At 61.3% G+C, this 21,197-nt stretch carries 23 protein-coding genes; 15 read left to right on the top strand and 8 right to left on the bottom strand.

The window, feature by feature from the left end:
* Positions 1 to 2: 2 nt before the first annotated feature.
* Positions 3 to 3,404 carry an efflux RND transporter permease subunit gene (locus ACR0IM_RS13535; RefSeq protein WP_480682224.1) on the top strand — a complete coding sequence of 1,134 codons (3,402 nt, stop codon included), beginning with the start codon at positions 3 to 5 and terminating at the stop codon, positions 3,402 to 3,404.
* Here ACR0IM_RS13535 and ACR0IM_RS13530 read toward each other — a convergent pair.
* Positions 3,401 to 3,820, bottom strand: coding sequence for an NUDIX hydrolase (locus tag ACR0IM_RS13530; protein ID WP_480682223.1), 420 nt, complete (start codon positions 3,818 to 3,820; stop codon positions 3,401 to 3,403). The two genes, ACR0IM_RS13535 and ACR0IM_RS13530, sit on opposite strands and share 4 nt — an antisense overlap.
* Positions 3,821 to 3,823: 3 nt before the next feature.
* Positions 3,824 to 4,636: a protein-disulfide reductase DsbD domain-containing protein gene (locus tag ACR0IM_RS13525; protein WP_480682222.1), complete on the bottom strand. Its 813-nt coding sequence runs from the start codon at positions 4,634 to 4,636 to the stop codon at positions 3,824 to 3,826.
* A 146-nt stretch (positions 4,637 to 4,782) separates the two neighbouring features.
* Between ACR0IM_RS13525 and ACR0IM_RS13520 the strand changes: the two genes are divergently transcribed.
* Positions 4,783 to 5,337 (top strand): YqgE/AlgH family protein, encoded by a 555-nt coding sequence (locus ACR0IM_RS13520; RefSeq protein ID WP_480592711.1) that lies wholly within the window; start codon positions 4,783 to 4,785, stop codon positions 5,335 to 5,337.
* Here ACR0IM_RS13520 and ACR0IM_RS13515 read toward each other — a convergent pair whose 3' ends face one another.
* On the bottom strand, positions 5,338 to 6,288 hold the full coding sequence (locus ACR0IM_RS13515) for an L-threonylcarbamoyladenylate synthase (protein WP_480592714.1): 951 nt from the start codon (positions 6,286 to 6,288) through the stop codon (positions 5,338 to 5,340).
* Between the two features lie 138 nt (positions 6,289 to 6,426).
* Between ACR0IM_RS13515 and ACR0IM_RS13510 the strand changes: the two genes are divergently transcribed.
* The 7 genes from ACR0IM_RS13510 (at position 6,427) to ACR0IM_RS13480 (ending at position 12,937) form a co-directional block, all read left to right on the top strand.
* Entirely contained in the window at positions 6,427 to 8,130 is a 1,704-nt protein-coding gene (locus tag ACR0IM_RS13510) for an acyl-CoA dehydrogenase family protein (protein ID WP_480641774.1), read from the top strand.
* Positions 8,130 to 9,176, top strand: a complete 1,047-nt coding sequence (locus tag ACR0IM_RS13505) for an MBL fold metallo-hydrolase (protein WP_480682220.1) — start codon at positions 8,130 to 8,132, stop codon at positions 9,174 to 9,176. Before ACR0IM_RS13510 ends, ACR0IM_RS13505 begins: the two co-directional genes overlap by 1 nt.
* Before the next feature lie 4 nt (positions 9,177 to 9,180).
* A complete protein-coding gene (locus tag ACR0IM_RS13500; protein ID WP_480592722.1) occupies positions 9,181 to 9,633 on the top strand; it encodes a DUF6173 family protein in 453 nt (150 codons plus the stop codon).
* 64 nt (positions 9,634 to 9,697) lie between these two features.
* Positions 9,698 to 11,536, top strand: coding sequence for a glycerophosphodiester phosphodiesterase family protein (locus ACR0IM_RS13495; RefSeq protein WP_480682219.1), 1,839 nt, complete (start codon positions 9,698 to 9,700; stop codon positions 11,534 to 11,536).
* A complete protein-coding gene (locus tag ACR0IM_RS13490; RefSeq protein WP_480592727.1) occupies positions 11,523 to 12,083 on the top strand; it encodes a hypothetical protein in 561 nt (186 codons plus the stop codon). Before ACR0IM_RS13495 ends, ACR0IM_RS13490 begins: the two co-directional genes overlap by 14 nt.
* A gap of 68 nt (positions 12,084 to 12,151) precedes the next feature.
* On the top strand, positions 12,152 to 12,286 hold the full coding sequence (locus tag ACR0IM_RS13485) for an aa3-type cytochrome c oxidase subunit IV (RefSeq protein ID WP_480592729.1): 135 nt from the start codon (positions 12,152 to 12,154) through the stop codon (positions 12,284 to 12,286).
* A gap of 18 nt (positions 12,287 to 12,304) precedes the next feature.
* Positions 12,305 to 12,937, top strand: a complete 633-nt coding sequence (locus tag ACR0IM_RS13480; RefSeq protein WP_480682218.1) for a hypothetical protein — start codon at positions 12,305 to 12,307, stop codon at positions 12,935 to 12,937.
* Here the strand turns inward: ACR0IM_RS13480 and ACR0IM_RS13475 are convergent.
* Together ACR0IM_RS13475 and ACR0IM_RS13470 are read right to left on the bottom strand one after the other, a co-directional pair.
* Positions 12,926 to 13,258, bottom strand: a complete 333-nt coding sequence (locus ACR0IM_RS13475) for an AzlD domain-containing protein (RefSeq protein WP_480592734.1) — start codon at positions 13,256 to 13,258, stop codon at positions 12,926 to 12,928. The genes ACR0IM_RS13480 and ACR0IM_RS13475 overlap by 12 nt on opposite strands.
* Complete coding sequence (locus ACR0IM_RS13470) at positions 13,255 to 13,971, bottom strand: AzlC family ABC transporter permease (protein WP_480592736.1); 717 nt, start codon at positions 13,969 to 13,971, stop codon at positions 13,255 to 13,257. The genes ACR0IM_RS13475 and ACR0IM_RS13470 overlap by 4 nt, the downstream gene beginning before the upstream one ends.
* Between ACR0IM_RS13470 and ACR0IM_RS13465 the strand changes: the two genes are divergently transcribed.
* The 5 genes from ACR0IM_RS13465 to ACR0IM_RS13445 all read left to right on the top strand — a co-directional run bounded on the left by ACR0IM_RS13465 (position 13,970) and on the right by ACR0IM_RS13445 (position 18,443).
* Positions 13,970 to 14,908 (top strand): formate dehydrogenase accessory sulfurtransferase FdhD, encoded by a 939-nt coding sequence (locus tag ACR0IM_RS13465; protein ID WP_480592738.1) that lies wholly within the window; start codon positions 13,970 to 13,972, stop codon positions 14,906 to 14,908. The two genes, ACR0IM_RS13470 and ACR0IM_RS13465, sit on opposite strands and share 2 nt — an antisense overlap.
* 550 nt (positions 14,909 to 15,458) lie before the next feature.
* A complete protein-coding gene (gene mobA, locus ACR0IM_RS13460; protein ID WP_480682217.1) occupies positions 15,459 to 16,103 on the top strand; it encodes a molybdenum cofactor guanylyltransferase MobA in 645 nt (214 codons plus the stop codon).
* Positions 16,100 to 16,591, top strand: a complete 492-nt coding sequence (gene mobB / locus ACR0IM_RS13455; protein WP_480592744.1) for a molybdopterin-guanine dinucleotide biosynthesis protein B — start codon at positions 16,100 to 16,102, stop codon at positions 16,589 to 16,591. Before mobA ends, mobB begins: the two co-directional genes overlap by 4 nt.
* On the top strand, positions 16,588 to 17,853 hold the full coding sequence (locus ACR0IM_RS13450) for a molybdopterin-binding protein (protein ID WP_480682216.1): 1,266 nt from the start codon (positions 16,588 to 16,590) through the stop codon (positions 17,851 to 17,853). The genes mobB and ACR0IM_RS13450 overlap by 4 nt, the downstream gene beginning before the upstream one ends.
* The gene (locus ACR0IM_RS13445) at positions 17,850 to 18,443 is read left to right on the top strand and encodes a GNAT family N-acetyltransferase (protein WP_480682215.1); all 594 of its coding nucleotides are present in this window, start codon (positions 17,850 to 17,852) and stop codon (positions 18,441 to 18,443) included. Before ACR0IM_RS13450 ends, ACR0IM_RS13445 begins: the two co-directional genes overlap by 4 nt.
* On the opposite strand, the gene ACR0IM_RS13440 is transcribed toward ACR0IM_RS13445, so the two are convergent.
* From ACR0IM_RS13440 to ACR0IM_RS13430, 3 genes are all read right to left on the bottom strand, one after another.
* Entirely contained in the window at positions 18,440 to 19,432 is a 993-nt protein-coding gene (locus tag ACR0IM_RS13440; RefSeq protein WP_480592751.1) for a hypothetical protein, read from the bottom strand. The two genes, ACR0IM_RS13445 and ACR0IM_RS13440, sit on opposite strands and share 4 nt — an antisense overlap.
* Positions 19,433 to 19,445: 13 nt before the next feature.
* Positions 19,446 to 19,916, bottom strand: a complete 471-nt coding sequence (gene greA, locus ACR0IM_RS13435) for a transcription elongation factor GreA (protein ID WP_480592753.1) — start codon at positions 19,914 to 19,916, stop codon at positions 19,446 to 19,448.
* A gap of 241 nt (positions 19,917 to 20,157) precedes the next feature.
* Entirely contained in the window at positions 20,158 to 20,538 is a 381-nt protein-coding gene (locus ACR0IM_RS13430) for a VOC family protein (RefSeq protein WP_480592757.1), read from the bottom strand.
* A gap of 86 nt (positions 20,539 to 20,624) precedes the next feature.
* Here ACR0IM_RS13430 and soxR point away from each other — a divergent pair, with 86 nt between their 5' ends.
* Complete coding sequence (soxR, locus tag ACR0IM_RS13425; protein WP_480682214.1) at positions 20,625 to 21,080, top strand: redox-sensitive transcriptional activator SoxR; 456 nt, start codon at positions 20,625 to 20,627, stop codon at positions 21,078 to 21,080.
* Positions 21,081 to 21,197 lie beyond the last annotated feature (117 nt).

Genomic DNA, 21,197 nt, shown 5'->3' with positions numbered 1-21,197 from the left:
CCATGATGCGCGAAATCCCCGGTACGGCGGGCGGTATCCTCAGCTATTTCACGCGCCACCGGACGGTAGCCAACCTGCTGTTGCTGGTGATGCTGGTTCTTGGCGCTGCAGCGATCCCGTCGATGCGGGCGCAGTTTTTCCCGGACGTGATCCTCGAACGTGTGGACGTGGATATCGACTGGGAAGGCGCTGGCCCCGAGGATGTGGATAACGGCATCGTTCAGTTACTTGAACCGGCCCTGTTGGCGGTTGAAGGGGTGGCAAGCACGAGCTCGACCTCGCGCGAGGGGCAGGCCAATATCCGGCTGGAGTTCGAGCCCAATTGGGACATGTCGCGCGCCGTGGACGAGGTTCGTACTGCCATTGATGGGGTGACCAACCTGCCTGATGATGCCGAGGAGCCCTCGATCAAGCGCGGGGCGTGGCGGGATCGGGTCACCGATGTGGTGGTGACCGGCCCGGTTGATCCGGACCAGCTGGCCAAGTTCACCGACGAAATGATCAACCGCCTGTTTGCGGTCGGCGTGACCCGCACGACCATCCGGGGCATTGCCGCCCCCCGCGTGGTCGTCGAAGTGCCGACAGCGCAGCTGATTGCCAATGACGTCACCCTCTCGGAAATCGCACAGGCCATTGCGGCTGAGGCGATGGCCAACCCGGCGGGCGATGTTACCGGGGCCAATGCCCGAATCCGTACCGGCACCGAAAAGCGCACCCCAGAAGAGATCGAGGGCATCGCGCTGCGCAACTTTGCCGATGGGTCCAAGCTTTTTGTGGGCGATGTGGCGGAGATCCGGGTTGAAGGCGTCAATCGCGTCCGCAGTTACTTTGTTGGCGAAAATCCGGCCATGTCAGTGCGGGTTGACCGGTCTAATCTGGGCGATGCCATCAAGATTCAGCACACGGTCGAGGACGTGGTGGCCGAGTTGCAGGCCAGCCTGCCCGAAGGCGTGACCATCGAGTTGATCCGCACCCGCGCGCAGGCCATCACCGAACGTCTGGACATTTTGGTCGATAATGGGCTGGTGGGGCTGGGCCTTGTGGTCTGTCTGCTGTTCCTGTTCCTGAACGCGCGAATTGCCTTTTGGGTCGCGGCGGGTATTCCGGTGGCGATGTCTGCGGCGATTGCCTTCATGTATATCGGCGGGCTGTCGATCAACATGATCTCACTGTTCGGGCTGATCATCACGCTGGGTATCGTGGTGGATGACGCTATCGTTGTAGGCGAACACGCTGATTTTCGCGCGCGCCGGTTGGGTGAGGCCCCCATGGTGGCCGCCGAACGCGCCGCGCGGCGCATGGCGATGCCGGTCTTTGCCGCCACCCTGACAACAGTGATCGCGTTTTTCGGTCTGACCGCCATCGGTGGCCGGTTCGGAGAGTTGATCGGCGACATCCCGTTTACCGTGATCGCGGTGCTGATTGCCTCGCTGATCGAATGTTTTCTGATCCTGCCGAACCACATGGCCCATGCGATTGCGCATTCGGCCAAGCAACACTGGTATGACTGGCCCAACCGCGTCGTCAATCGCGGCTTCCGCTGGGTGCGCGATCACCTGTTCCGGCCGCTGATCGCCTGGGTCGTCTGGGCACGCTACGTGGTTGTGGCGGCGATGGTGGTGATCCTGGCCAGCCAGCTTGCCCTGTTCATCAAGGGTGACGTGAACTGGCGGTTCTTCAACGCGCCCGAGCGCGGCTCGGTCACCGGCAATTTTATCATGGTCGAGGGTGCTACCCGCGAAGATACGCTGGAAATGATGCACCAGATGCAGCGCGCCACCGAAGAACTGGGCAAGATCTACGAAGAGCGTCACGGACGAAATCCTATCGACTATATTCTGGCCGAGGTCGGCGGTAATGCCGGGTGGTTCAACCTGAGTGCTGCGGATGGCAAGGAACGGGACCTGCTGGGTGGGATTTCGATCGAACTGATCGACTCGGACCTACGCCCCTATTCCAGCTTTGAGTTCGTGGGCGAGCTACAGGACTTTGTGCCGCGCCATCCCAAAGTCGAACTGCTGACCTTCCGCGGCTGGCGATCCGGTCCGGGCGGAGATGCGATTGATGTTCAGTTCTATGGGGCTGATGTGAACACGCTCAAGGCGGCGTCCGAGGACCTGCAGGCCGAGTTGTCGAAATACCCCGAGGTTTCGGCGCTGGAAGACAATCTGGCCTATGACAAGGAAGACTTCATTCTGGACCTGACCGCCAGGGGGCAGGCGCTGGGCTTTCGCATCGAAACGCTGGGCCGCGTATTGCGCGACCGGTTGAACGGGATCGAGGCCGCAACTTTCCCCGACGGCCCGCGCAGCGCCGAGATCCGCGTGGAACTGCCCGAGGGCGAGCTGACCGCCGATTTCCTGGAACGCACGCTGATGCGCACGCCGGACGGCGTTTACGTGCCGCTGGCCGATATCGTCTCGGTAGAGCGCAAGTCGGGCTTTTCATCCGTGCGGCGCGAAAACGGCCTGCGAGTGATTTCGGTGATCGGCGATATTTCCGAGGACGACCCGACCCGCGCGGCAGAAATCGCCCGAGCCCTGAGCGAAGAGATTTTGCCCAATATCGCCGCCGAACGGCAGGTAGAATGGCAGATGGCAGGCCTGAGCGAGCAGGAGGATGAATTCCTGACCGAGGCGCGCACCGGCCTGATCCTCTGTCTGACCGGGATCTATCTGGTGCTGGCCTGGGTCTTTGCCAGCTGGACGCGGCCGGTGGTTGTGATGGCGATCATCCCGTTCGGGTTGGTGGGCGCGATCTGGGGACATTACATCTGGGACGTACCGCTGAGCATGTTTACCGTAATCGGTCTGTTGGGGATGACCGGGATCATCATCAATGACTCGATTGTTCTGGTGACAACCATTGACGCCTATCAGCAGGACCGCGGTCTGGTGCCGTCGATTGTCGAGGGTACGGCGGACCGGTTGCGCCCGGTTATGCTGACGACGCTGACCACGGTTCTGGGGCTGACGCCGCTGCTCTATGAGGGCTCGCAACAGGCGCAATTCCTCAAACCCTCGGTGATCACGCTGGTCTATGGGCTGGGATTCGGGATGTTGCTGGTGCTGCTTCTGGTGCCCGCGTTGTTGGCCATTCTGAACGACCTGTCGCGTCCGATGACTGCAATGCGCCGGGCGCTGCGGGCACCGGACAGGGTGGTGCAGGGCGCGGTGACAGCCACCGGGCTGGCGCTGTTTGTCTGGTTCGGTGTGACAATGGTCTGGCCTGCGGTCGCGGGTTCTCCCCTTGGGTTTCTTTCGGGCCTCTACCCAGGAGACGAAGGTGTTGCCGCCCTGCAAATGGGGCTGGGGGCTTTCGTTGCCGGTGCCGTGCCGATCCTTGTCTTGAGTGTCGTGTTGTCGGGTTTGCTCTACGTGCGCCTCAGGGGACGGGCTGCTTAAGACCGAAGCAGAGCGGTTTCCAGCAGGTTTGTGACGCGGTCGCTCATCGGCAGATCGCCCCGTTGTATCTGATCGATCGGAAACCAGCGGGCGTCCAGTGCGTCATCCCCGGCCAGCGGCCTACCCGAGCGATACTGACAGGCGACCCCGACCAACAGGTAATGCGACTGCACCAAGCCCTGCGCGTCGTGGCGTAACAAGTCCAGGTTGTCGAGGTAGTGCAGCGGCTCGGCTATAATCGAGGTTTCCTCGTGTAGCTCCCGCTGCGCGGCTTGCAATACAGTTTCGCCCCACTCCACGTGCCCGCCGGGAAACCCCCAGAGCCCGGCATCGGGTTGCTTGCTGCGCTGCACCAGCAGCACACGTGCCTCATGCACGACAACGGCCAGCGCGCCAATCTTTGGCGTTTTTTCCATGGTTCAGCCCGCGCTGCAGCCCTGAATGTCCACCGCGTGGTTGGTCCCCAGAACCGTGATCCGTATCTCAGACCGGTCCAGCGCAAAGGGTCCACCCGAGGCGCTGATCACTTCAGACGTCGCAACCAGAGTATCGCCCTGCCGCGTGGTTTCCGGCTGTGAAGCCCAGAGTGCCGGGTTGCCCGGCTCGATCACGGCTACCTCACGCCCTCCGGCCGAGGGCATTTTTACGCGGGCTTCGATCTGCATTCCGTCCGAGGTTGGGGTTAGATGGCAACTGGCGGCGGTCACACGTGCCTCTTTCGCGGAATAGGGGCGCTGGGCCAGCGCAGCAGCGATGGCTGGGTTGCGACCGGCGCCGGCATTCAGCGTATGGTCGAAATCCAGCCGCTCGGGGATGCAGACATCCTTGCAGACGCCAAGATCCATATCACCGCGCAGCCGCACGGGTTTGGCGGGGTCCTTGGGTGTGATTTCGACCGGCAACACCAGTTGATTGGCATAGCCGATGGATTGCAGGCCGTTCTGCACGAACACCTCAGGCGCGGGCCAGGTGATCGACACATCGCCTACATTCCGCGAGCCGCGCCAGTCAAACTGCGGCGGGATACCGGCATCGCCGGGTGCGCGCCAATAGGTCTTCCAGCCGTCCTTCAGTGTCAGCCGCAACGCGCCCAGATAAGTGCCGTTGGCGGTGCGCCCGCCGTCCAGCACATCCAGTTGCACAACTCCGTCCACATCCTGCGCCTGCGCAGGGGCGGTCAGGGCGAAACAGGCGGTCAGGACGGCCGCGGTTGGCTTCAGAAAACGCTTCATACCCCATAAATGCGTGGTCTGGGCCGGGATTCCAAGTCACGTTCCGGTCACCCGGATGAAATCTGGCGAAATGTGGCCTCTTCCCTTGCCAATCCCCATGCACCGGGGCCATTGTTGAAGGGGGACGAAGCAAGAGATGTAAATCCATGGACCTGACCGGAAAACTGTTGATTGCGATGCCTGGCATGGGTGATCCGCGCTTCGATCATTCGGTAGTTTACATTTGTAGCCATGGCGAAGACGGGGCGATGGGTCTGATCATCAACAAACCCTCGGACTTGCGGATCAAAGCTTTGCTGGAGCAATTGAATATCGCCTGCCGAATTCCGATTGTCGGCGAGCGTCTGGTGCATTTCGGAGGCCCCGTAGAGATGTCGCGCGGTTTTGTTCTGCACAGCTCGGATTACGAGGCCAACCTGCATTCGATGCAGATTTCAGACGATTTCAGCATGACCGCGACGCTGGATGTGCTTGAGGACCTCGCCTCGGGCCGTGGGCCTCTGAATTCGACACTGGCGTTAGGTTATTCCGGCTGGGGTCCCGGCCAGTTGGAGGATGAGATTGCCATGAATGGCTGGCTGACCACCGAAGCAACCTCCAAACTGGTGTTCGATGTGCCCGATGATGAGAAATGGGGAGCCGCATTGGCGACGCTGGGCGTTGACCCGCTGACCCTGTCGGCCAGCGCCGGGCGCGCCTGATCAGCTGTCGCGCGGCGCAGCAGCGCGGCGCAGGCGGTCGTTGATGGCGGCGCCCAGACCCTGATCCGGGATCGGTGACACCGCAATCGGGCGACCCGTGGCGTTCAGCGTATGCAGGGCCGAGAACAGATTGGCGGCGGCTTCGGTCAAGCTGCCCTTTTCCGACAGGTTCAGATCGCAAGAAACAGAGCCGAACCCCAGAAACACCTCATCGCCTCGCGGGTTTATTGCATTCAACCGCACCGGAGCGTCTGGTGCGTAGTGTGACTGCAACTGGCCTGGCGCGGTCAGCAGGTCTCCGGTCTGATGGATGTGTAGGCGCGCATTCAAAACGGATTCGACCTGTTCCAACGCGACGCCACCCGGGCGCAGCAGCGAAGGCTCTCCGGCCAGTCCGACGATAGTGGATTCCAGCCCGACACCGCAGGGGCCATCATCCAGAATCGCCGCAATGCGCCCGTCCAGCCCGGCGCGCACATGGTCGGCGGTTGTGGGGCTGATCTGGCCGGAAGGGTTAGCCGAAGGGGCCGCGACCGGCCCGTCGAACGCCGCCAGCAGCGACCGTGCGGTGCCATGGGCGGGCACCCGCACCGCCAGCGTATCCAGCCCCGCGGTGACCAGCGGAGAAATCCCGTGCCCGTCGCGCAGCGGCAGAACCATCGTCAGCGGGCCGGGCCAGAAGGCGGCGGCCAAAGCCTCGGCCTGGCCGGACCATTCAACATACCGCTGTGCCGCTTCGACCGAGGCCACATGCGCGATCAGGGGGTTGAAGCTGGGCCGCCCCTTAGCTGCGTAAATGCTGGCCACGGCCTCGCCATTGCGGGCGTCGCCGCCCAGCCCATATACGGTCTCGGTCGCGAATGCGACCAGCAGGCCCTGCCGCAGCAAGTCGGCCGCCTGTGCAATTCCGCCCGGATCGGCGGACAAGTCCAATGTGCCGTTAGGGATCATATCTGGTGACGCCGCGTTTTGATTGCTTGTACCATCTGGCTGGCTAGGTAATCGAATTGATCAAGGATGCATAAAGGTGGGCATTGCAATTTCCAACCCCACCCGCGAAAAACCATACAGTTAGCTCCGAGGGAACTCATGCCATACCGCGCACCTATTTCCGACTATGAACTGCTTTTCCGCCACGTGGTCGGGTTCGATCAGATTGCCGCGACCGAGAAGTTCTCGGAAGCCAGCGAGGATGTCGTCGGTGCGATCCTGACCGAGGCCGGCAAGATGTGCGAAGAGGTGATGGCCCCACTTCAGCGCCCCGGTGATCTGGAGCCCGCGCGGCTGGAAAACGGTGTGCTGCGGACCTCACCCGGATATGCCGACGGCTGGAAGGCAATCGCCGAAGGCGGCTGGATCGGGATGAGCGGTGATCCCGAGCATGGCGGTATGGGCCTGCCGATGACTCTGACCACAGCGGTGAACGAAATGATGTCGGCCGCCTGCCTGTCGCTTCAACTGGCACCGCTGATGACCCAAGGCCAGATCGAGGCGCTGGAACATCATGCAAGTGATGAGCTGAAGGCGCTGTACCTGCCCAAGATGATGTCGGGCGAATGGGCCGGTACCATGAACCTGACCGAGGCACAGGCCGGGTCGGATGTGGGCGCTTTGTCGTCGAAGGCCGAGGCGAATGGCGACGGCACCTATTCGGTGACGGGTCAGAAAATCTTCATCTCGTGGGGTGACAACGACTTTACCGAGAATGTCTGCCATCTGGTGCTGGCGCGTCTGCCCGACGGGGTACCGGGCACAAAAGGGATCTCTCTGTTCTTGGTGCCCAAGTATCTGCCCGACGAAAGCGGCAATCCCGGCGCGGCGAATGCTCTGAAAGTCGTCTCGGTCGAACATAAGATGGGTCTGCACGGCTCGCCGACCTGCGTGATGCAATATGACGGTGCCAAGGGCTGGCTTGTGGGCAAGGAACATGGCGGCATGGCCGCGATGTTCACCATGATGAACAACGCGCGTTTGGGTGTAGGCGGACAGGGCGTGGGGGCCGCCGAAGGGGCCTATCAGCACGCGCTGGCCTATGCGTTGGAGCGCAAACAGGGCAAGACACCCTCGGGCACGATCATCGATCACGCGGATGTACGCCGGATGCTGATGAGCATGCGCGCCGACACCTTTGCCGCACGGGCGATCATGCTGGCCAATGCGGCCGCGATCGACATGGGTAACGCTACTGGGGATGCCGAGTGGAGCGCGCGGGCCGCGCTGCTGACACCGATCTGCAAGGCTTTCGGCACCGAGACCGGGATGCGTGTGTCCGAGACCGGCGTGCAGGTGCATGGCGGCATGGGCTTTATCGAAGAAACCGGTGCGGCGCAGTACTACCGCGATGTTCGCGTCACCGCGATCTACGAGGGCACCAATGGCATTCAGGCTATGGACCTTGTCGCGCGCAAGATGATGGACGGCGGCGAGGCGGCCTCGCGCTTGCTGGATGAAATAGAGGATCACGCCGAAGAGGCTCGCGCCACTATGTCCAATCTGGCTGGCCCGGTGTGGGAGGCGACCGAAAGCCTGCGCGAAACCACCGAATGGATCGTGGCGCAGTCCGACATGAATACCCGTTTTGCCGGTGCCGTGCCCTATCTGCACGCCTTCGCTCGCGTTCTGGGCGCACATTACCACCTCAAGGCCGCATTAGCCGAACCCAACGGCCCGCGCTTCAAACTGGCACGGTACTACATCAACGCGCTGCTGCCGGAATATGCCGGTCTGCTGGCGCAGGTACAGAACGGGGCCGGGGACCTTTATTCCCTCAGCGCCGAGGAGTTGGCGGTATAATGGACGGGGACACTCCTTTGGCGATCCGATACCCCTGGCCCGAGCCTCCAGCTCCGGGTGAGGCGGTCGAAGTTGCCGAAGGTGTGTTGTGGATGCGCCTGCCACTGCCCATGGCGCTGGATCACGTCAACATCTACGCTCTGGATGACGGCGATGGCTGGACGGTGATCGACACGGGGATTTCCTCGAACAAGACCCGCCGGGTCTGGGAAACACTCATGGCCGGGCCGCTGGGTGGCAAGCCTGTGACCCGTGTGGTGGTCACGCATCACCACCCAGATCACGTCGGCAATGCGGGCTGGTTCCAGTCCGAGCACGGTGCCGAACTGGTCACAACCCGCACCGCCTGGCTGTTCGCGCGGATGCTACAACTGGATGTGCAGGAAACCTGGCCGCAAGAAACACTGGACTATTACCGCAGCGCCGGTATGGAGGCCGACTTTCTAGCTAAACGCATGACCGAGCGCCCATTCAATTTCTGCGACACGGTCTATCCGATGCCGTTGGGTTATACCCGCATCAAACAGGGCAGCGTCATCCGCATGGGCGGGCGCGACTGGGACGTGCATATGGGCAATGGCCACGCTCCAGAACACGCCACCTTCTGGAGCCGCGATGACAATCTGGTGATCACCGGCGATCAGATCCTCAGCTCAATCAGCCCCAATTTGGGCGTTTACGTCACCGAACCGATGGCCGACCCGGTGGCCGAATGGCTGGAGGCCTGCGAGCGGCTACGAGGGCTGGCGCGTCCCGATCATCTGGCGCTGGGTGGGCACAAGCTGCCCTTCACCGGCCTGCCGCTGCGGATGCGGCAGCTGATCGACAATCACCACGGCGCGTTGGATCGCTTGCAGGGCTACCTGGATTCACCGAAAACCGCGGCCGAGTGTTTTGTTCCGCTTTTTAAACGCCAGATTGGCGCGGGCGAATACGGGCTTGCGCTGGTCGAGGCGGTTGCACATCTGAACCATCTTTACCACATTGGAACCGTGACCCGGACGCGGCGCGCGGACGGGGCCTGGGAGTTTCAGCGCGAAGGGTAACGGCATGCAGGACCAGATAGAAACATCGGCCGAGGCGGCAGAAGCGGCGGCTTTGCCCCGATGCTATGAGGTTCATGCCAACCCGAATGCGAAATCCGGCGCTAAGGACCTGCCCGGCCAACTGCAAAAACCCGTCGCCACCAAAAGCCCAGCACAATGGGCCTATGAGCGGCTGATCCTCTATATTCAGAATTTCGAGCAGACGCTGGATGGCGATCAAGAGGTCGCCATGGGCTTTACCGGTGGCGATGCGGGGGTGATGCGGATTGAGGGCATGGGCTATTTCGATCCTGATATCATCACCTTCTATGGCTCGGACGCGACCGGGGCGCGGACCCAGTTGGTGCAGCATGTCAGCCAGTTGAACGTGATGCTGCGCGCCCTGCCCAAATCGGTCGAGGACAAGCCCGCCAACCGCATTGGCTTCCGGTTGGCAAAGGATTTGGAAGAAAGCTGACAGCCTGACTTGCAATTCACGTCTGCGCAGCCTTGAATGAGTGCACCATTCAAGGGGGTGACGCGTGTCCAATTTCTCAGCCGTTACAAGTGCCTACAAAGGCGCATGGGCACGCCGTCGCGTCTTTGTGCCGATCTATATCGCGGTGCGCCTGTTGCTGGTCGCCCTGATTGCGCCGGGCGTGGCCATCACCGTCAATCTGGCCGTGTCGCTGTCGAACCAGACCGCGCTGACGGATCAGGCCATCGCTGCCTTCATCCTGTCTCCCGTCGGCTTTGTCGCGGCGATTGCCGTGCTCAGCCTGTTTCTGCTGGCCGAGGTGTTCGTGTTCTCGGTCATGGCCGGATCGTTGCGGATGGGCGAATTCGACCCGTGGCGCGCGGGCAGTTCCGCGATCGGTCTGATCCTGTCGCGGCTGCCGGCGCTGTTCGGTTTTGCGGTGCGCTTTTTACTGCGGGTTTTGGTACTGATCCTGCCTTTTGCGGTCGTCGCGGCCATGATCGCGTGGTGGACGCTGACCGAATATGACATCAACTACTATCTGACCTTCCACCCGCCGTCCTTCTGGATTGCGGTGGTTTTGATCGGGGCCGTGGTTCTGGTCATGGCCTGGGTGCTGATCCGCCGGTTGTCGGCATGGGCGCTGGGCCTGCATCTGGTCTTGTTCGAAGGTGTTCACCCCGCCCACGCCTTTAACATCAGTGCCATCCGGATGGAGGGCAAACGTGGGCGCCTCAAGATCGAGCTGGCGATCTGGCTGATCCTGCGCGTGATCATTGCTGGCCTGATCGCATGGGTGGCGGCGCTGCTTTTTGCCATCGTGCCGCTGCAGGGGGCCAGCCATCTGCGTCTGGCACTGATCTACAGCCTGATGGTGGCCGGTCTCTGGTCTTTGGCGGGCCTTGTGCTGGCGGCAACGGCATTGGGTGCGCTGGCGGTGCTGCTGGACGGGTTCTTTGAGATCAGGACCGAGGAACCGCCGCATCCCGAACCTGGTAGTTTTCGTATCCCTTTGTTTGCTGCCCTCGGCGCCGCGGCGGTGGCCGTGCTGATCGGATTGTGGTTCGGGCAACACCTGCTGGAACGCATACAGGCCCCGGACCGGGCCGAGGTGATCGGCCACCGCGGCGCTGCCGCCCTGCGACCCGAGAACACCATGGCCTCGGTATTGAAGGCAATCGAGGACGGGGCCGATTGGGTAGAAATCGATGTGCAGGAATCTTCGGATGACATGGTCATCGTTGCCCATGACAGTGACTTCATGAAACTGGCAGGCGTGAACCTCAAGGTCTGGGACGCCACGATGGACGACATCGCCCAGATCGATATCGGGAGCTGGTTCGGCCCCGAATATGCTGACGAACGCACCCCGACCCTGCGTGAGGTTCTTGAGGCCGCAAAGGGCAAGTCCAAGGTCATTATCGAACTGAAATACTATGGCCACGACGTTGATCTGGAAAACCGCGTGGTGGCGATCGTCGAAGAGCTGGAGATGCAGGACGACATTGCCACCATGTCTCTGAAATACCCTGCGGTGCAGAAGATGAAGGAGCTTCGCCCAGACTGGCGGGCCGGGGTTTTGGCGGCAACGGCGGTGGGCGATTTGACCGGGCTGGAAGGTGACTTCATCGCCGTCAACGCCGCGATGGCGACGCCGGGGCTGGTGCGCTCGGTTCATGCGGCGGGCAAGGATATCTATGTCTGGACGGTCAACGACCCGTTGCAAATGTCGGCTATGGCCTCGATGGGAGTGGACGGGCTGATCACCGACCGCCCTGCGATGGCCAACGAGGTACTGCGGGTGCGCGCCGAAATGGGCCCGGTCGAGCGGCTGCTGCTGTGGTTGGCGACCACCTTCGGCATGTCCGTCGACACACAAGCGATGCGCGATGAAAGCCCGTAATCTGGGCGTGGCCCTCGCGCTGATGGCGGCCCCCGCTGCGGCGCAGGACTTCATGCGCAACATCGAGCTGCCGGCTCACCGTGCCCTGATCGCACAGCGCGGGGACGCGGAACCAACACCGTTCGAAACCGACGGCTGTTCCGGCGGCCTGTCGGCCAGTTGGCGCTTTGTGGCCGAAACCTTTCCCAAGTTCCGCGCCCTCTACGAAAAACACCCTCCATGGGAATACTGCTGCGTGACCCATGACCGCGCCTATCACAATGCGGGTGGGGCGACGCAGGCCGAGGGCAGCTATGACGCGCGCCTGTTAGCGGATGATGCGCTGCGTGCTTGCGTCAAACGGCACGGAAAAGACAACGCCGACGCCTACGCCGAACGGTATGACATGACGCCTGACCAGATTCGCACGGCGCATTCCATAACGGCAGAGGCGATGCATGCGGCGGTGCGGTTGGGCGGTGGGCCCTGTTCCGGCCTGCCCTGGCGCTGGGGTTTCGGGTATCCAGGCTGTTCAGTGTTCCTGCCTACGCCCACTGCGCGCGAATGACGTGGTGACAGGCCCCGGATTTTAGATTATCCAACTTCTTAAACACGCGAACTGGGAATCTCTGAACAATGGCTGAATACAAGCACGGCGAAATGGACATCAAAGTCCAAGAAAAAACCTTCCACGGCTTCATCAAGGCCACCACTTGGTGCGTGGTTGCCATCGCGTTCCTCTGCCTGTTCCTGGCGGTCTTCGCCTCTTAATCCGGAACGGGGTTCACCGTGATCAGGATTTTGCTTGCCTGCCTTTTGGCAGCAACCATTGCTGGCTGCACCGGTTCGCAGCGCCCACAGGCAGATCAGTCGGAAGTCGTGGCACGGTCCTACCGTGACCCCGGCCCCTCGACGCTGACCCTTTATACGATGATCAACACCCGGACCGGTTCGGGTGCACATACGTCATTGATGATCAGCGGCAGTGAGAGAGTGATCTTTGACCCCGCAGGTTCGTTTCGCGCGGATGTGGTGCCGATAAAGAATGACGTGCTTTACGGTATCACTCCCAACGTCGAGCGCGCCTATCGCAGCAGCCATGCGCGCGAGACGCATTTTGCGCGGATTCAAACCATCGAGGTAACCCCGCAGCAGGCCGAGATCGCCCTGCAACTGGCCAAGCAGATGGGGCCGGTGTCCAGCGCGTACTGCGCCAACTCGACATCTCAGCTGTTGCAGCAGGTGCCGGGTTTCGAACAGATCAGCACCACCTTCTACCCGGTCAAACTGTCCGAACAATTCGGAGAGATTCCGGGGGTTGCCACCAGCGAATACCGCGAGAATGACGACGCCGATCTGCAAAAGGGGCTGGCGGCGAACAATGCCGTTCTGAACCAGCAGGACGCAGCCCTAACCCAGTAGATACAGTAGCCCGTAGAGGGTTCCGGCACCAGTGAATATGGCCGCCAGCACGTTCTTGGTAATCAGCCCGACAACCAAAGCGACCGCCGCCGCGGCCATGCGCGGCGCGTCCGGCTGTCCTTCGGTTGCGGTTGGCCATACCACCAGCGGCGCGATCAGCGCTGGCAGGATGGCTACGGCGGTATAGCGCAGGTGACGCAGCAGCCAGGGTGGCATCGGGCGGTCTCCGACCAGACCGATGAAGACAAAACGCAGGGCGTAGCTGCCCACTGCCAGACCTATGATAATGGTCCAGATTGTCACGGCATCGACTTGATTCATGTCTCGGTCTTTCGGCGTTCTGTGACCAGTTCAGCCTGTGCGCCTGCGATCATCCCGGCACAACCTGCGATCAAAAGGCCCAGATTGTACGGAAGGGCCACCGTCAGCAATGAAACGGCAATGGCAACCAACGCGGCGATCACGTGGGGCAGGGTCCTCATCATCGGGCCGATCATGGCCAGAAAGGTAATTGGCAGGGCGAAGTCCAGCGCCCAGCTTTCGGGAATGCGCGTCCCCAGCACCGCGCCCAGATAAGTTGCCAGAATCCAAAGCGGTGTAATCGGAGTGACAGAACCCACGAAATAGGCCATGCGTTGGGGGACGGTCATCCTCGGTTCTTTCTCGAACTGCACGATTGAGCAGGCATAGGACTGATCGACCGTCAGATAGGCCGCGCAGGCCCTCTGCCATAGCGGGGCGGCGCCCAGAAACGGCGTCAGTGAGGCGGAGTACATTGCCATCCGCAGGTTCACCGCCAGCGCCGAGATCAGAATGATGGCCGTGGGGGTCTGGTCCTGCAACAATTGCAGGGCGGCGAATTGCGCAGCCCCGGCAAAGACGGTTGAGGTGAGCATCATGGTCTGCACGATATCCAGACCGGCTTCTGTGGCAAAAACACCGAACAGGGTACCGAAGGGGATTGCGACAAAGATGAACGGTGACCCGTCGCGAAAACCCTTCCAAAAGTATGACTTGGATGTGGTGTCTGCCATGGCTAAATCCTATGGTGTTGCCCGCAGCACTAACGGTCTTGGGAAAGGGTTGCAATTGGCCACAGAACTGGATGTCTCGGACTACATCATTGCCCCCGACCCCGGCGCGGCTCGTCTGACCCGTGCGGTCGAAGGCGTCGACCAGAATGGCGAGATCAGCCAGATCTCGGTGGTCGAAGAACGCCCGCTGACGATTTTCCTCAACGCGCAGGAAATAGTGACGGCAATGACTATCGGCGATTACCCGGAGTATCTGGCGCTGGGGTTCCTGCGCAATCAGGGCATGTTGCTGGCTGATGATGAAATCACACGCGTTGATTACGATGACGATCTGGAAACCGTCATCGTTCGCACCGCCCGACAGACGTCCTATGAGGACAAGCTGAAGAAAAAGACCCGCACCAGCGGCTGCGCCGTTGGCACGGTTTTCGGCGACATGATGGAAGGTTTGGAGGACGTCCGTCTGCCGCAGATTCAGGTACGCACCTCGTGGCTTTACGATCTGGCCGCCAAGATCAACCGCACCCCATCGCTCTATCTTGAGGCCGGGGCGATCCACGGCACGGTCTTGTGCCGCGAGAATCGCCCGCTGGTTTATATGGAGGACGTGGGCCGCCACAACGCGGTCGACAAGATCGCCGGCTGGATGCTGTCCGAGGGCGAGGCGGCGGGTGACAAGATCCTCTACACCACCGGGCGTCTGACCTCGGAAATGGTGATCAAGACAGCAATGATGGGCATCCCGGTGCTGGCGTCCCGCTCGGGCTTTACAGCCTGGGGCGTCGAGATCGCCCGCGAGGTCGGCCTGACCCTGATCGGCCGCATGCGCGGGCAACGGTTCGTGTGCCTGTCCGGTGAGGACCGCCTGCTGCGCGATGTGGACCCGGCGACGGTAGCGGTAGAAGACAAGAAACACAGACGGAAGGGTGCGGAGTAGACTTTGACTTACAATTTCCATTTGTCGGAACAAATTGACGAACGGACTCTGATTAGGGCCTTGAGTAAGCGCAGACAAAAAGGCCTAGGTGAGGAGAATTCCATAGGCATACTTGTACTCGGCGTCTTGAGAGGGATTCTTGTCGCAGCCGGTGGTGTTGTTTTCGCGTTTATTGCGTTTCGTGCTTTCGGCGCTCTTCCTGGTATACAAGGTCTGTATGCACCCCTGTTGGGGGCGTTGCTTGGTGGTGTTGTCTTATTCTTGCCCGAACGTTTCTCAATAAAACGGCGAGCCAGACGGTTACTATCCTCGCCGATGTACAAAGATGGAACTGAGTTCGTTTTCTCACCCCACGGTTTGGGTTTGCAATCGCCCAATGTGACATGGAATGTGTCTTGGCGTGCCGTTGAGGATATCATCGAAGACAGGGCCGGGTTTATTTTTTTGCAGGCGAGATCGTGTTCGTGCTTCCCAAACAACTTTTGAGTCCAGAGGAATCCAGCCATTTCATTCAGACGATTTCGGGGTGGCGGTCTGAAGAGAATATCAAATGACCAATCCTCTCGGCGTTATACTGGCAGGTGGTCTAGCAACCCGTATGGGTGGCGGCGACAAGGGTCTGCTGCAGATTGGCGGACAGAGCCTGCTGTCTCATGTCATTGACCGACTGGCCCCGCAGGTGGACGGTCTGGCACTAAACGCCAATGGCGACCCCGCGCGGTTCACTGACTTGAATCTGCCAATTCTGCCCGACACGATCGAAGGGTTCGCAGGCCCGTTGGCGGGCGTTCTGGCGGGGCTGGATTGGGCGGCAGAGCAGGGGGCGGACAGTATCGTCACCGCCGCCGCTGACACGCCGTTCTTTCCGCGTGATCTGGTGGCCCGCCTGACGCAGGCCGCCGAGGGGCAAACCCATCCGCTGGTCTTGGCGACCACGCCGCGTAACGGTGATGAGGCGCTGAAATCCGGCGGGGGCAAGCGGGTCAACCGGCACCCGACATTTGGCCTCTGGCCCGTCGCTCTGCGCGATGATCTGCGCGATGCGTTGAACGACGGGCTGCGCAAAGTCGTGCTGTGGACTGACAAACATGGCGGGCGCGAGGCGCTGTTTCCGGTCGACCCGTTCGATCCCTTCTTCAACGTCAACACACCCGACGATTTGGCACGGGCGGAAAAGCTGCTGGAGCAGGCATGAGAGTCTACGGCGTCACCGGTTGGAAAAACGCGGGAAAAACCGGGCTGATGGAGCGGCTGGTGACTGAGATCACCGGGCGCGGCTTCTCGGTTTCGACGGTCAAACACGCCCATCACAGGGTTGATGTCGATCAGCCAGGCACCGACAGTTATCGCCACCGTGCCGCCGGCGCGTCCGAGGTGCTGCTGGCCTCGGGCCAGCGCATCGCCATCATGCAGGAGTTGCGTGGCGCGCCCGAGCTGTCTCTGGCCGAGCTGCTGGCGCGCTTGTCACCTGTTGATCTGGTGCTGATCGAGGGATTCAAACGCGAAGGCCATCCCAAGGTCGAGGCATTTCGGGCCGAGGCTGGAAATCCGTTGATGGCACCGGAAAACGCAACCATCCGCGCTGTGGCCAGTGATACGCCGCTGACCGCGGATTGCCCTGTCTTCGATCTGGATGACACCGCCGCAATCGCGGATTTCATCCTGCAGGAGGTCGGATTATGACCAAACCGAACATCGCACCGCCGCCCCTGCGCAACGATTGTTTTGCGTTGCCCGCCGGTGTGAACTGGACCCCGGTAGACGACGCGCTCGGTCTGCTGCGCAAGCGGTTGACGGTGGTGAAGCGTTCCGAAACCCTGCCGCTGGAGCAGGCAACGGGACACATTCTGGCCGAAGGCGTCATTGCCAAACGCTCAAACCCGCCGCTGCCGAATACGGCGGTGGACGGCTATGGTTTCACCGGTGCCGCGCCCGAGGGGCCGCAGGTGATGCCCTTGCATCCGGGGCGCGCAGCGGCGGGCATTCCGTTTGACGGCACGGTACCCGACGGCCATGCGCTGCGCGTGCTGACCGGTGCGGCCCTGCCTGCGGGCGTGGATACCGTCATTCTGGAAGAAGACGTCGCCGTTCAGGAGGGCCACATCGCCTTTCACGGCCCTCTGAAACAGGGCGCCAACACGCGCCGCGCGGGCGAGGATGTGGCCGAGGGCGATCCGGTCCTGCCCGCCGGACGCAGGTTGACACCCGCCGATCTGGCCTTGCTTTCCGCGACGGGTCTCGCCGAGGTGCGCGTCCGTGAAACACTGCGGGTGGCCGTATTGTCCACAGGGGACGAATTGGTCGAACCCGGAGAACCCGCCGGTCCGAGCCAAGTATTCGACGCCAACCGCCCGATGCTGTTGTCGCTGATCGCCCGCATGGGGTTTCAGCCCGTGGATATGGGGCGTGTTGAAGACGACCGCGATGCCTTGCGCGACCGCCTGAATCGGGCGGCAAAGCAGGCGGACGTGATCCTGACCAGCGGCGGGGCGTCGGCGGGGGACGAAGATCACGTCTCGGCCCTGTTGCGGCAGGCGGGTGCAATGCAGGAATGGCGGATCGCGCTGAAACCCGGGCGGCCTCTGGCGTTGGGGATGTGGGACGGAACACCAGTGTTCGGCTTGCCTGGCAATCCGGTGGCGGCCATGGTCTGCACGCTGATCTTTGCCCGTCCCGCACTGGGCCTGATGGCGGGTGAAGGCTGGCAGGATCCGCAAGGCTTCGATCTGCCCGCCGCGTTCGAGAAACGCAAGAAACCGGGTCGCCGCGAATATCTGCGCGCCCGCGTCCGGGAGGGCCAGGCCGAAGTGTTCGCCTCGGAAGGGTCGGGCCGGATCAGCGGGCTAAGCTGGGCCGAGGGGCTGGTCGAGATCGAGGACGGCGCGCGCCATATCAAGCCCGGCGATATGGTCCGGTTCATTCCCTACGGGAGCTTTGGGTTGTGACATTCAGAGTAGAGCAGGGCTTCTCTGAGACGGAACGGGCAACGGCCGCAGCACTGTTCTGGCAGGCTTTTTCAGCCAAGCTGCACAAGGTCATGGGGCCGGAGAAAAAGGGTCTGGCCTTCATAGAACTTGTCATAAACCCGCAATTTGCCCTTGTCGCGCGGGACAATTCAAACCAGATGCTGGGGTTGGCCGGTTTCAAGACCAAGGACGGTGGGCTGGTCGAAGGCAGCCTGTCCGATATGGCAAAGATTTATGGCTGGTTTGGCGGCACATGGCGCGGTCTGGTGCTGAGCGTTCTGGAGCGCGATTTACAACCCGGCGTGTTTCAAATGGACGGTATCTTTGTCGCTGCAAAGGCGCGCGGACAGGGGGTTGGAACCGCGCTGCTCTCTGCGATCAAGGATGAGGCTCGCAAATCGGGTATGTCAGAGGTGCAGCTGGACGTAATTGATACCAACCCGCGCGCAAAGGCCTTGTACGAACGCGAGGGCTTCAGTGCCGTCAGCAATGAAGAGACCGGACCGTTCCAGTTTTTGTTCGGCTTCAACAGCGCCACGCGCATGAGCTGGGCGGTTACCGCGCCTTAGTCAAACGTCCCGGCCACACGCCCCAACAGCATGAAGGCCCGTGCCGTGCGGGTTTCGCCAAGGGCGGTCAGGTCGGCATCGCTGGCCTCGGGCTCGAAGGTCACGATCATGTGATCGAAGCGGCGCAGGAAATGATGCGCGGCGTCGCGGAAGATCGGGTCCTGTTTCATCCGTGCCGCTGTCAGCGCCAGCGAGGACCGGTCGCGGATGCCGCCCAATGCGGCCACCGAACGCCCGCGCGCGCCTTGCGCGAACTGCCGCCAGACCTCGGGCCGGGCCATGTCGGGACGCAGATCATCCATATAGATGCCTTCCTGGCTAAGCAGGGTCAGCACGTCTTGCGAGGCCTGCACCAGCTGCGCGGTTTTGCGGTCCTTCAACGCCAGACGTAGGGCGTTGAACCCCTCGGTATCGTCCTGCGTTTCGGGGAAGTTTAGCGCGCGGATGAAGACATCGGTACTGAGTGGCGGCGCGATATCTCCGGCCTGCGTGCCCAGTTCCAGCGTTGTCTGGTCGCCAGTGCTGTTGGAAGCCGCCGTTCGCGCAGGTTCCGTGCGTTTGGTCGAGAACGTCGCCAGAGCGCTTTCAGTTTTTTTTGCCGCTTGGGCGATTTCGTCCAGTTTCTTTCTGACTGCCGGTTCATAAGAACTGGCCGCACGCTGTTGCTGTATGACATAGGTCTGCCGAATTGCGTCGATCGCCGTCTGCAGACGTTCGCTTTCCTCGCGCATCACACGGCTGGCCCGCATCGCGGTGGCGGCAACCCAGATCATCGCCACCGGCATGAACACCGCCAGCAGGGTCACGACGAACCCACCGCCCTGCGTCTTGCCGGGCAGCACCAGAAATACCACCGAAACCACCAGCCAGATCACGCTGAGCACGATGGCCGCGATCTCGATCTCGGTCACCACCGGGCGCGAAGGCTTGTCGTAGATGCCCAGCGAGGTCGGTCGCTCGGGTTCCTGCTCAGGTGAGGGCTCGGACATTGGGACGCTCCGGTCAGGCGTACTCGATACTCAGAATTTCGTAAGACCGCACGCCGCCGGGGGTGCGAACCTCGACACTGTCACCTTCGTCCTTGCCGATCAGGGCGCGGGCGATGGGCGACTTGATGTTGAGCAAACCGTTTTCGATATTGGCCTCGTACTCACCCACGATCTTCCAGGTCTTTTCCTCGTCGGTGTCCTCATCGACCAGCGTGACCCTGGCGCCAAATTTGATCGCACCAGACAGTTTGGCGGGGTCGATCACATCGGCCAGCGACAGGATGCCTTCCAGCTCTTTGATGCGACCTTCGATAAAGCCCTGCTTCTCGCGCGCCGAGTGATACTCAGCGTTTTCCTTCAGGTCGCCCAGTTCGCGCGCTGTGGCGATGGCTTCGATGATCGCGGGGCGCTCAACGGATTTCAGTTTTTTCAGCTCTGCCTCGAGCGCGGCATTGCCCGCAGGCGTCATGGGAATCTTTTCCATACTATTGTCGTCCACGCAAAAAGTGATGCGCCCCGCCGCATGAGACAAGCGTCGGGGCGATTTGATGGGTCGTCAAATACCTGACCTAAATGAGGCGTGAATTGCAAGGGGGCTTGGTCGCGCGACGCGCGGATTACGGCCTATGGTGTGCGGGAAAAGTCTGAATCGCCAACACCCTGCTGCGTTTCGCGCTCGCGGGACATTGGCGATGAAGAATGTGTCAGGGGTTTCCCGGAATACCTTAATCGTAGCTAATCACTTCGAATTCGATGTCATTGTCGTCATTGAAGTAGAACCGTCGGCCCGGTTCGTAATCGGCGTGGGATTTGGGGGTGAACCCTGCGTCGATCACTTTCTGTTCGGTGGCGTCAATGTCTTCGACCAGCACGCCCACATGGTTCAGACCGCCAACGATGTCATAGCTGCTTTCGCCCGAGGGTTTCGGATCGCTGGGCGCATAGAGCGCCAGATAGGTATGCTTGCTGCCCACATGCACGGTGTATCCGCCCGCGATGGCCGGACCTTCCCAGCGGGTTTTCCAGCCGAACACCTTATGCATCCACGCGGCTGAAGCCTGCGGGTCGCGGACGGTGAAATTGGTATGTTCAAGCGTCGCCATCATGGGATCTCCTTTGCGAATTGAGGCTTGTCCCGACTCACAGTAATTTATAAACCTAACTTTAGGTCAAGATATTTTGTGAGGGCGAAATGGCGGTATCCGAAGGCTTGGCGATCGGCGCATTGGCAAAGCGCACCGGATTGGCGGTTTCCGCCATTCGTTATTACGAGGCGCAGGGGCTGATCTCGCCCTGGCGCAACGCAGGCGGTCAGCGGCGGTATCAGCGTGCCGATATCCGACGGCTGAGCTTTGTCATGATCGCCCAGCAATTCGGACTGACCCTGCCCGAGATTCGCGAGGTACTGTCTGGCCTGCCCGGAAACCGTACGCCGACACCGAAAGACTGGCAAAAGATCAGTATCGGTCTGCGGTCTCATCTGGACCAGCGAATCGATACCCTGATGCGGTTGCGCGACAATCTGGACGGCTGTATCGGGTGTGGTTGCCTGAGCTTGCCGAAATGCGCCCTTTATAATCCCGATGACCGCGCCAAATCCCATGGTAGCGGTCCCAGATACCTCATGGGGGACGCTCCCGAGGCATAACTGCCGCATTGCAGCAATGTTACGCCGTGTTTTGATTGACCAAGGTCTTTCAGACCATGTAATCAGCCGTGAAACAATATTGCGCAGACCACGCAGTGAAAGCGCCAATTCGGAAAG

The organism is Ruegeria sp. BF6, from assembly GCF_056538665.1.
Note: the sequence above shows the minus strand (reverse complement) of the source record. Positions and strands in the feature narration are given on the sequence as shown.